An 11,040-nucleotide genomic window follows, 5' to 3' on the forward strand; every position below is an offset into this window, starting at 1 on the left:
GCGGTTCGCGCAGGTTAGGGCGGTTTGAGGGTCTTCTCCGAGTGACAATCGCACTATAAAATATCCGCAGAACGTGTCGCCCGCTCCGGTGGTATCGACGGGGGTGACGGGAATTCCCGCAACCTCAAATACCTGATCTGCGTAAAATCATGATAGGCGGCTCCTTTTGCACCATAGGTGATAAGCATGCCATCAAGCCCAAGGCTGGCTAAACTGGACATGCGCTGAGCCTGCTGCAAAGCTTCTACCTCATGTTCATTCGCACATAAAATATTCACAAAGGGCAAAACCTCTTCCGCTGCCTTCGCCTCGAATGGGGCGACCGAATACACCACGCGCGTGCCTTGAGCCCGCGCCATGCGGGCTGCACAAACCTGATGGGCAGTTTCATTTTGCATCACCAGCCAACCATCCACACGGATCGGGGCCAGCCATTGGGTGAGCTGCGTCTCGCTCATCGCCGTATTGGCTCCTAAATATAGCGTAATGGCATTTTCACCATCCGCGGCCACCGTGATAATTGCATGACCAGAGGCACAGGACAGGCGGGCAATTGCATCACTTGCCACACCCAAAGACACAAGCAGCTCAAGCAGCCACACCCCATCATGGCCCACCGCTCCTAAGTGCCCCACATCCGCACCCGCTTGAGCCATGGCTACAGTTTGATTGGCTCACTTACCACCAAAGACCTGATCTAAAACGGTCGCTGAAAGGTTTCCCCAGGTGCCAGGATATGGGGCACCTTGTAGAAATAACTGGCGTTGATAGAGCCAAAATTGTAGCTCGTCATCTGATGTTGCAGGCAGCAATCGCCGCCATGTTGAGAATGTCATTCACAGAAGACACGGTCGAACAAATTTGAATTGGCTTATCGATGCCCGTCAAAATAGGTCCGATCACTGTCGCGCCACCCATTTCCTGCATCAACTTCACCGAGATCGAAGCCGAATGCCGCGCTGGAACCACTAAGACATTCGCCGGGCCAGTTAGGCGGCTGAAGGGATATTTCTTCATCTCATTGACGTTGAGCGCGACATCCACAGCCATCTCGCCCTCAAATTCAAAATCGACCCCACGTTTCAACAAGACATCCGGAGCAATGCGCATCTTTTCAGCACGCTCTGAAACCGGATAGCCGAAGGTTGAAAAACTCACAAAAGCCACGCGCGGCTCTAAGCCCAAGGCGCGCGCCACGCTCGCACCGCGTTCGGCGATGTCGGCAAGGTCATTTTCATCGGGCCATTCATGCACCAATGTGTCAGCAATCAAAGTGATTTTGCCTTTGGACAAAACCGCGGTTACCCCAACCGCGCCATCATGTGGGCCCACGTCATAAACATGGCTGATCAATTCCAAAACATGAGCCGATTTGCGCGTCACCCCCGTGACCAGACCGTCACCATGCCCATGCGCAAGCATCAACGATGCAAAAACGTGACGATCCCGAGCCGCAAGACGATGCACGTCGGTTTTATCAAAACCTTTGCGTTGCAAGCGTTGATAGAGATAATTTTTGTAATCTTCCAAATGTTCTGTGTTCGCGGCATTCACCACTTCCAGCTCACCGACGGCATCACCAAGTCCCGCCGCCTCCAATCCTTGATGCACGTCACTTTCCCGACCCACGACAATGGATTTTCCAAATCCTTGGCGTTGATACAATACAGCAGCGCGCAAGACACGCTCGTCATCCCCTTCGGCAAAGATAATCCGAGCCTGCGCCGAACGTGCGCGCGCATTGATCCCGCGCAAAATACTCGCAGTGGGGTCCATGCGGGTTTTCAAAGACAGCTCATAACCGTCCATATCCACAATCGGCCGGCGGGCCGCGCCAGTGTCCATTCCAGCACGCGCAACCGCGGGCGGAATGCGGTAGATCAAACGCGGATCAAAGGGCGTAGGGATGATATAATCCCGGCCAAAGCTCAACTTCGTGCCATAGGCCAGAGCCACTTCATCGGGTACCTCTTCACGGGCTAAATCCGCGAGCGCGCGCGCGCAGGCTATCTTCATCTCATCATTGATCGCTCGAGCGTGAATATCCAGCGCGCCACGGAACAAATAGGGGAAGCCCAAAACATTGTTGACCTGATTGGGATAATCAGACCGTCCTGTTGCCACAATCGCATCTGGACGCACGGCATGTGCCTCTTCAGGCGTGATTTCAGGATTGGGATTGGCCATGGCAAAAATCACTGGGTCCAGGGCCATGCTTTCCACCATTGCCGGCGTAACTGCACCCTTAACGGAAACACCCAAGAACACATCTGCGCCCACCATAGCATCATCCAAACTGCGCAACTCTGTTGAAATAGCATGGGCAGATTTCCATTGGTTCATACCCTCAGTACGCCCCTGATAAATCACGCCTTTAGTGTCACACACAATACAATTATTATGTTTAGCACCCATGGATTTCAAAAGTTCAATACAAGCGATCCCAGCCGCTCCAGCTCCATTCAAAACAATCTTCACATCCTGAATTTTTTTACCAGATAGATGCAGCGCATTGATCAGACCTGCCGCGCAGATCACAGCTGTTCCATGTTGGTCATCATGGAAAACCGGTATATCCATCACCTCTTTCAAGGCTTGCTCGATGATGAAACACTCGGGTGCCTTAATGTCTTCGAGGTTGATACCACCAAAAGTTGGGCCCATGAGCTTCACGGCATTGATAAATTCTTCTGGGTTTTCGGTGTCCAGCTCAATATCGATGGAGTTCACATCCGCAAAGCGCTTAAATAAAACCGCCTTACCTTCCATAACGGGCTTAGAACCCAAGGCTCCAAGATTACCAAGACCCAACACGGCCGTCCCATTGGAAATTACCGCCACAAGGTTGCCCTTGTTGGTATAGTCATAGGCCAGTTCAGGTTTATCAGCGATGGCCAAACACGGTACCGCAACACCCGGCGAATAGGCCAAGGAAAGATCGCGCTGTGTTGTCATTGGCACAGAAGCGGTAATCTCAAATTTACCGGGCGTTGGCTCTAAGTGGTAGGCCAGCGCATCAGCATCTGTGACTTTATTATTAGGCATTGCAGCGCTCCGTTTAAAATTAGTTTAATATTAAACTATCTATTTCTCTGGTGCAATTCAGTTTTTGACAGCCCCCCAATACGGAGCAACTGCGCCGCTTGTGCTTTGGTGCGCTGCGCACCAACCCTGCGCCACCTTCGCACCAGAATGAACCACCGCCAACCTGAGGTCAAACCAATTCAAAAACCATTCCGATGATCGCTTTCTTTCATCGCAGGTTTTGCCTAATACTTGCCATAAATGGAGATAAATCTGTGAGCAAGCCCGACCAGTCAGTCACGCCCATGATGGCACAATTTCTTAAAATCAAGGAGGACCACCCCTCCGCCCTATTGTTTTATCGCATGGGGGATTTTTACGAGCTGTTTTTCGACGATGCTGTCGCTGCCGCACAGGCGCTCGATATTACCCTAACGAAACGCGGCAAACATCAGGGCGCGGATATCCCAATGTGCGGCGTGCCAGTGCATGCAGCGGAAGGTTATTTGCTCAACCTCATTCGAAAAGGGTTTCGTGTTGCGGTCTGTGAACAGCTGGAAAACCCGCAAGAGGCAAAGAAGCGCGGCGCGAAATCCGTTGTGAAACGGGGCGTGGTTCGTTTGGTCACCCCGGGCACCTTAACCGAAGATACGCTGCTCCACCCGCGGGAGAGTAATTTTCTGGCCAGTTTTGTTCAGGTGCGCAACCAGAGCTGCCTGTCCTGGGTAGATATTTCGACCGGAGATCTGCGCTATAGCCCCTGCCCGCCCGTGCGTTTGGGGCCAGAGCTTGCCCGGCTTGCCCCGGCGGAAGTGCTCGTGGCTGAGCGGGCCTCCAATGAAATTTTAGAAATTATCCAAGAGTGCGGCGCAGCAGCGACCGAGTTGCCAAAAGACATTTTTGACAGCACCGCCGGCGCAGACAAGATTTGCAAGGCCTATGGTGTTGGAGACCTTGGCGGTCTTGGAAAATTTGGTCGTGCAGATATCGCAGCAATTTCTGGGCTGATTGAATACCTCTCCGCCACTCAGAAAGGCCAACTGCCACTTCTGCGCCAGCCTGTTTGTGAAGCCCAAGATGGTTTTGTCGCGATTGATGCGGCGACGCGCAAAAATCTTGAACTGACCCAAACGCTCTCAGGGGAAAGATCTGGCTCCTTGTTGTCCGTTGTGGATCGTTCTGTGACCGCTGCAGGGGCGCGGCTTCTGTCTCGCCGCATCACAACACCATCTCAACGCCTGGCAACCATCGAGGAGCGCGCTTCGGCTGTGGCGTTTTTCTGTGGACAAAGCGGTTTGCGCGGAGCGGTGCGTTCAGCTTTGAAGCAATTGCCCGATGTTGAACGCGCCTTGGGGCGTGTGGCTCTGGAGCGCAGTGGTCCAAGAGACTTGCTGGCACTTGGGAGCGGCATCACCCAGGCCGCGCAGGTGCGAGCGCTTTTAGCCCAACACGATTTACCGCCACTCCTGCAAAATGCTGCAGATGATTTGAAGGGTTTTGAGGACCTGTTCGATGAATTGGATCGCGCCTTGGTCTCCGAGGCGCCCCTTCTGGCGCGGGATGGTGGCTTTGTCGCCACTGGCTATTCGACGGAGCTAGATGAGATAACCGCCCTTCGGGATGAAGCGCGGTCGGTCATTGCGAGCATGCAAGCCGATTACGCCAATCAATCCGGAGTTCCATCTCTAAAAATAAAGCATAACAATGTGCTGGGATATTTCATTGAAACCACCGCGACCCATGCCCAGCGCATGGTGGCGGCGCCTTTGAGTGATACGTTTATTCACCGACAAACCACTGCCAATGCTGTTCGCTTTACGACGGTCGAACTGGGCGATATGGAAACCAAAACCCTAAATGCCGCCGGCCGGGCGACAGGGTTGGAGCTAGAAGTTTTTGCCGGTCTCTGCGCGCAGGTTTTAGATCATGCCGCCCCGCTGCAAGCTTTGGCGGTGGCGATTGCAGAAATTGACGTGGCGGCTGCTTTTTCAGAATTGGCCATGGTCGAGGGCTGGATCCGACCCGTTTTGAATGACAGCCGCGACTTTATCATTGAGCAGGGCCGCCATCCGGTGGTCGAGGCTGCCATCAAAGCGCAGGCGGAAACGGTGTTTGTTGCCAATGATTGCCATTTGACCAGCACAGAAGACATGATTTGGTTGCTCACCGGACCGAACATGGCCGGTAAATCAACATTCTTGCGTCAAAATGCTTTGATTGCTCTTTTGGCACAGGCCGGCTCCTTTGTACCGGCTGCTCGGGCTGAAATTGGCATTGTTTCACAAATTTTTAGCCGCGTTGGGGCAGCCGATGATTTGGCCCGCGGACGGTCGACCTTTATGGTGGAAATGGTGGAAACCGCCACCATTTTGAACCAAGCAGATGACCGCGCCTTGGTGATTTTGGATGAAATTGGCCGTGGCACTTCAACCTATGATGGGCTGTCTATCGCCTGGGCAACACTGGAGCATTTGCACGACGTCAATCAGTGCCGCGCCTTATTTGCCACGCATTACCATGAGCTCACCCAGCTCACTGCCAAACTTGACCATGTGGACAATGCAACCGTTACCGTTCGGGAGTATCAAGGAGATGTGGTATTCTTACATGAGGTAAAAAAAGGCGCTGCGAATCGATCCTATGGGGTGCAAGTGGCTAAATTAGCCGGTCTGCCACATTCCGTTTTAGAGCGTGCAAAAGTGGTACTTGAAACTTTAGAGCGGGGCGAGCGCGAAGGACATATCAAGCAAAAAGCCCTCATCGACGATTTGCCCCTTTTTTCCGCGGTGGCGACGACAGCGCCCGCTCCCTCGGCTCAATCAGAGCTTGAGGAGGCATTTAATGCGATTCAGCCCGATAGTTTGAGCGCCAAACAGGCCTTGGATCTCATTTATGAGCTGAAATCCAAATTTAAAACATAAAAGGCGGCCGATGAGCCGCCCTTCGTTATCATAAAGATTATTGTAGGGCCCTAGCCTGGCGTTGAAGACACACCTACTTGCGCGGGGCGCAGAAGGCGATCGTGCAGCATAAAGCCTTCGGTCATCACCTGAATGATATCCCCTGCTTTTGTTCCCGGAACGGGCGCTTCAAACATTGCTTCATGGTTTTGTGGATCAAAACGCTCGCCAATTTCTGGCGAAATGGGTTCGATGCCATGTTTTTTAAAAACATTGACAACTTCCCGCATGGTCAGCTCCACCCCTTCAATCAACGCGGCCGAAACTTCACGTTGTTCATCTGTCGCTGCCTCAAGGCCGCGTTTGAGATTATCGTACACCGGCAGTAGATCACGGGCGAGCTTTGAGCCGCCATAGTTTTCGGCTTCTCTGCGTTCACGGTCACCGCGTTTGCGGGCATTTTCCGCATCTGCAAGAGCCCGCATCCACCGATCCTTGAGATCATCACGTTCGGCGCGCAGAGCATCAAGCTCTAACTCCTCTTCGGTGTATTCTTCGTCACCATATTCTTCTTCTTCAGCAAGACTAACGTCCTGGAGAAACTCGTCTTCATGTTCTTTTGCCATCTGGACCTAACCTCGATCAGATAAAACCCGCCCGACCATTTGAGCGGTATAATTCACGATTGGCACGATCCGACCGTAATTCAGACGCGTGGGTCCGATTACTCCAATGGCGCCAACCACCCTTTGGTCAGCGTTCATATAGGGAGAAACCACCAAAGAGGAACCCGAAAGTGAAAATAGTTTGTTCTCAGAGCCAATAAAAATGCGAACACCCTCGCCTTCATCGGTTAATTGCAAGAATTCCGCTATATCTCGCTTGCGTTCGAGGTCATCAAAGAGGACCCGTACCCGCTCCAAATCCTCCGCTGTGCCGGTGGTCTCGAGGAGATTCGATCTGCCGCGGACAATTAATCGCTCATTATCACCGCCAGCGTCCTGCATGACGGCCACCCCAGCCTCAACCAGACCCGTGGTCAAAACATCTAATTCGGAGCGATGTTTTTCGATCTCCACGATAATACTAGATTTCAACTCTTGCAATGTCCGGCCCTGACCAATGGCATTCAAAAAATTCACAGCCTCGCGTATTTGGCTCGGAGTTTGACCCAAAGGTGGGCGAAATACCCGGTTTTCAACCTCACCATTGGCAAAAACCAAAACCGCGAGCGCACGATCAGTAGCCAAAGACACAAATTCAATATGCTTTATGGGCGAAGATTTTTTTGGCGCCAGAACCAAAGATGCGCCACGAGTAAGCCCAGATAGGGCGCTGGACATACGATCAAGCATGCCTGTTATACTGTCATTTTCGTCCATCGTAGCGGAAATTTTGCGCTGCGTGGCCTTATCGGGCTCGCCAACCTCCAAGATTCCATCGACAAACATACGCAAACCAAGTTCCGTCGGCTGACGGCCAGCAGAAGTATGCGGGCTATCGAGCAGGCCAAGAAGTTCTAAGTCTTTCATGACATTGCGAATGGTGGCGGCACTCACGGTCTCGGTCATATGCTGAGTTAACGTGTTACTGCCCATCGGCTCTCCCGAAGACAGGTAGCTTTCCACAACCCGTTGAAACACTTCACGGCTGCGGGCATCCATTTCTGAAAATAACTCTGTCGACGAGTCCATTCACCTAAGCCTTGCTATTTGTGGTCCTCTTCGCATATTCGCGCATGAACAGTGAGAGGACAAGCTATGCGACCATCCAATCGAGAATTAAATCAAATGCGTGACATTGTGATTGAAACACACGTCACCCGACATGCAGAGGGATCTTGTTTGATCAAGATTGGCGACACACATGTGCTTTGTACAGCCAGTTTGGAAGAGCGCGTGCCGCCTTTTCTTCGGAACTCGGGGTTGGGTTGGGTAACGGCAGAATATGGGATGCTGCCCCGCGCCACCCATACAAGAATGCGCCGAGAGGCCAAAAACGGTCAATCTGGGCGTACGCAAGAGATTCAGCGGCTCATTGGGCGGAGTTTGCGCGCCGGTGTGGATCGCGTCGCCCTGGGTGAGCGGCAGATCAGTATCGATTGTGACGTGATCCAGGCGGATGGCGGAACACGCTGCGCTGCGATTACAGGTGGCTGGGTTGCGCTTAAGCTTGCCGTGCAAAAACTCATGAAGGCCGGGGATGTTATAAGCGATCCGCTTTTGGATCCTGTGGCTGCAGTGAGCTGCGGTATCTATGCCGGCCAAGCAGTTTTGGATTTAGACTACCCCGAGGACAGTGAAGCCGGGGTTGATGGCAATTTCGTTATGTTGGGATCGGGCAAATTGGTTGAAGTCCAAATGTCGGCTGAGGGCTCAACATTCTCACGCGACCAAATGGGGCAACTGATTGATCTGGCTGAAGCTGGCGTGGCGCAATTGGTAGCTACTCAATTGGCGGCCGTTGGCTGATGCGAGCGCTCACCGAACCAAAGATTGTTCTAGCCAGTCATAACAAAGGCAAATTGCGCGAAATTCAGGCGCTTTTGGCACCCTTTGGTGTCGCATGTGTAAGTGCTGGCGATCTGGGCCTGGACGAGCCGGCGGAAACAGAAACAAGTTTCGCAGGAAATGCGCGCCTGAAGGCGCATTTTGCGGCCCAAGCAACAGGTTTGCCAGCTCTGTCTGACGATAGTGGCATCTGTGTCGACGGGTTAGGTGGCGCTCCAGGGGTTTACACGGCTGATTGGGCGGAAACCTCCAATGGTCGCAATTTTACGATGGCCATGACGCGGGCTTGGGAAGAGCTGGAAGCGGCCGATGCGCCTTTTCCGCGCCATTCGCAATTTAATTGTACATTGTGCCTGGCTTGGCCAGACGGTCACGATGAGGTTTTTGCTGGTATCGTGCCGGGCCAAGTGGTCTGGCCAATGCGTGGCATTCATGGGTTTGGCTTTGATCCCATGTTTCAACCCGATGGGTATGATCAAACATTTGCTGAAATGCTCCCAGAACATAAACACCCGATCAGTCATCGGGCGGATGCCTTCAAAAAACTGGTGTCTGGCTGCCTCACATGATGGAAGATTGGCACCATGGCGGGTTTGGACTTTATATCCATTGGCCATTTTGTGAAGCAAAATGCCCATATTGTGACTTTAATTCCTATGTCAACGCGGCGGTAGACAACGATGTATGGGAAAAGGCTCTCCTGAGCGAACTGGATCGCCATGGGGTCCTTACCCGGGGTCGTCTGTTGAATTCAATTTTTTTCGGAGGGGGTACGCCAAGCTTGATGCCACCCAAAATGGTTGAGCGCCTGATTGATCGCGCGCGGGTGCATTGGTCTTTCGCAAATGATATTGAGATCACGCTTGAGGCCAATCCGTCCTCGGTTGAAGCCTCGCGCCTTGCTGATTTTCGCGCCGCCGGGGTGAGCCGTATATCCATGGGAATTCAGGCGCTAAACGATCCCGACTTGAAGCGCCTCGGTCGTTTGCACTCCGCGGCAGAGGCGCGATCCGCTCTCACTGTCGCGAAGACATATTTTGACCAGGTCAGTTTTGATTTGATCTATGCGCGGCAAGATCAAACGCTTGAGGCCTGGCAAAAGGAGCTAAGCGAAGCCATAGATATGAGCGCGGGGCACCTATCTTTGTATCAACTTACAATTGAACCTGGAACGGCCTTTGGCTTTCGGGCGCAGGCAGGGAAATTGGCAGGGTTGCCCAATGAAGACTTAAGCGCTGATATGTTTGACGCAACCAATGAGATCTGCGCCAAAGCGGGTCTATACGCCTATGAAGTGTCCAATTATTCACACAAGTCATTGGAATCTAAACATAATAAAATTTATTGGCGCGGTGGCGATTATATCGGAATAGGGCCCGGGGCCCATGGCCGCTTGACCCTGTCAGGAAAACGCCACGCTACAAGAACAGTCCTAGCGCCCCAGACCTGGTTGGAACGGGTAGAGTTGCAAAAGAGCGGCACCAGTCACCAAGAAACATTAACCCCGCGAGATCACGCCAATGAGCTTATCATGATGGGATTACGAATATTAGATGGGATTTCTCGAACGCGCATTGAGAGCATCGCCAATGCGCCGCTCGATATTCCAAGTCACCTGCTGGACATGCGCCTGCTAGACCTCTCTGAAAATCAACTTCGCGCCACAAAATCCGGTCGCCCGCTTTTGAATCAACTGGTCCAAGCCCTGATGTATTAAAGCCCTGCTAAGTGGCGACAAAGCTCATCGAGCTGCTCTAGATTTTTATAGCGGATGGTAATCGAGCCGCCCTCTTGTCCCGGGTTATGCGTGATGGAGACCGCCATTTTAAGAGCTGCGGAAAGATCACCTTCAAGCGCACGCGTATCTGCGTCTTTGGCAGATTTTGGCATGCGGCCTTTGCTGGGCGCTTTCGGCTCTTTCACCAATTTTTCCGTCTGTCGAACAGACAACCCACGCGCCACAACAACACGCGCCAAATCAGAGGCATTGTGCGCCGTAATCAATGCGCGGGCGTGACCACTTGACAGGCTGCCATTGATGACAAGAGCTTGAACATCTTTTGGAAGTGCCAGAAGGCGCAGAATATTTGCGATATGTGGACGCGATTTGCCAAGCGCTTCTGCCATCTGCTCTTGCGTATGACCAAATTTATCCATGAGCTGGCGATATCCAATCGCCTCTTCGATGGGGTTGAGGTCTGCGCGCTGGATATTTTCGATAATTGCGATCTCGAGAACGTCCGAATCAGAAAATTCCCGCACCACAATGGGCAATTCATGTAGCTGGGCGAGCTGGGAGGCCCGCCACCGCCGTTCCCCCGCGACGATTTCATATTCGCCGGTTTTGTCTGGATGCGCACGCACGACCAGCGGCTGAATAACACCCTTCGAACGAATTGACCCGGCAAGATCGTTTAATTCATCAACATCAAAATGCCGACGCGGTTGGTCCGGATTGGGGTGCACATTTTCGATCGGCACAAGCATATCACTGCGCCGCTCAGAGCTGCTGGGCCCTGTGTCACCGACTGTCTGTTCAATATCAGCCATCAGCGCCGATAGGCCCCGACCGAGACCTCTTTGGCGTTTGGGGGTATTGGCCATTT

General features: G+C 52.7%; 8 protein-coding genes and 1 pseudogene. 4 read left to right on the forward strand and 5 right to left on the reverse strand.

What is annotated here, in order from left to right; all coding sequences use genetic code 11:
- Positions 1 to 53 precede the first annotated feature (53 nt).
- Together ABLW18_RS06610 and ABLW18_RS06615 are read right to left on the reverse strand one after the other, a co-directional pair.
- Positions 54 to 662: pseudogene (locus ABLW18_RS06610) on the reverse strand (PfkB family carbohydrate kinase); the annotation flags it as partial.
- Positions 663 to 789: 127 nt separating this feature from the next.
- Positions 790 to 3,045 (reverse strand): NADP-dependent malic enzyme, encoded by a 2,256-nt coding sequence (locus ABLW18_RS06615; RefSeq protein WP_347824048.1) that lies wholly within the window; start codon positions 3,043 to 3,045, stop codon positions 790 to 792.
- A 284-nt stretch (positions 3,046 to 3,329) separates the two neighbouring features.
- Here ABLW18_RS06615 and mutS point away from each other — a divergent pair, with 284 nt between their 5' ends.
- Entirely contained in the window at positions 3,330 to 5,945 is a 2,616-nt protein-coding gene (gene mutS, locus ABLW18_RS06620) for a DNA mismatch repair protein MutS (protein WP_347824354.1), read from the forward strand.
- Positions 5,946 to 5,995: 50 nt separating this feature from the next.
- Here the strand turns inward: mutS and ABLW18_RS06625 are convergent, their stop codons facing one another.
- Both ABLW18_RS06625 and hrcA read right to left on the reverse strand, forming a co-directional pair.
- Complete coding sequence (locus ABLW18_RS06625; protein ID WP_347824049.1) at positions 5,996 to 6,550, reverse strand: nucleotide exchange factor GrpE; 555 nt, start codon at positions 6,548 to 6,550, stop codon at positions 5,996 to 5,998.
- Positions 6,551 to 6,556: 6 nt separating this feature from the next.
- Complete coding sequence (gene hrcA, locus ABLW18_RS06630; protein WP_347824050.1) at positions 6,557 to 7,618, reverse strand: heat-inducible transcriptional repressor HrcA; 1,062 nt, start codon at positions 7,616 to 7,618, stop codon at positions 6,557 to 6,559.
- 66 nt (positions 7,619 to 7,684) lie between these two features.
- Between hrcA and rph the strand changes: the two genes are divergently transcribed.
- From rph to hemW, 3 genes are read left to right on the forward strand one after another with little or no spacing between them, the layout of a single operon-like run.
- On the forward strand, positions 7,685 to 8,395 hold the full coding sequence (gene rph / locus ABLW18_RS06635) for a ribonuclease PH (protein WP_347824051.1): 711 nt from the start codon (positions 7,685 to 7,687) through the stop codon (positions 8,393 to 8,395).
- Positions 8,395 to 9,003: an RdgB/HAM1 family non-canonical purine NTP pyrophosphatase gene (gene rdgB / locus ABLW18_RS06640; RefSeq protein WP_347824052.1), complete on the forward strand. Its 609-nt coding sequence runs from the start codon at positions 8,395 to 8,397 to the stop codon at positions 9,001 to 9,003. The genes rph and rdgB overlap by 1 nt, the downstream gene beginning before the upstream one ends.
- Positions 9,003 to 10,151, forward strand: coding sequence for a radical SAM family heme chaperone HemW (gene hemW, locus ABLW18_RS06645; RefSeq protein ID WP_347824355.1), 1,149 nt, complete (start codon positions 9,003 to 9,005; stop codon positions 10,149 to 10,151). The genes rdgB and hemW overlap by 1 nt, the downstream gene beginning before the upstream one ends.
- Here the strand turns inward: hemW and ABLW18_RS06650 are convergent.
- On the reverse strand, positions 10,148 to 11,038 hold the full coding sequence (locus ABLW18_RS06650; protein ID WP_347824053.1) for a ParB/RepB/Spo0J family partition protein: 891 nt from the start codon (positions 11,036 to 11,038) through the stop codon (positions 10,148 to 10,150). The genes hemW and ABLW18_RS06650 overlap by 4 nt on opposite strands.
- Positions 11,039 to 11,040: the final 2 nt, after the last annotated feature.

This window comes from uncultured Planktomarina sp. (genome assembly GCA_943788425.1).
In the GTDB taxonomy this organism is placed as follows: Bacteria; Pseudomonadota; Alphaproteobacteria; order Rhodobacterales; family Rhodobacteraceae; genus Planktomarina.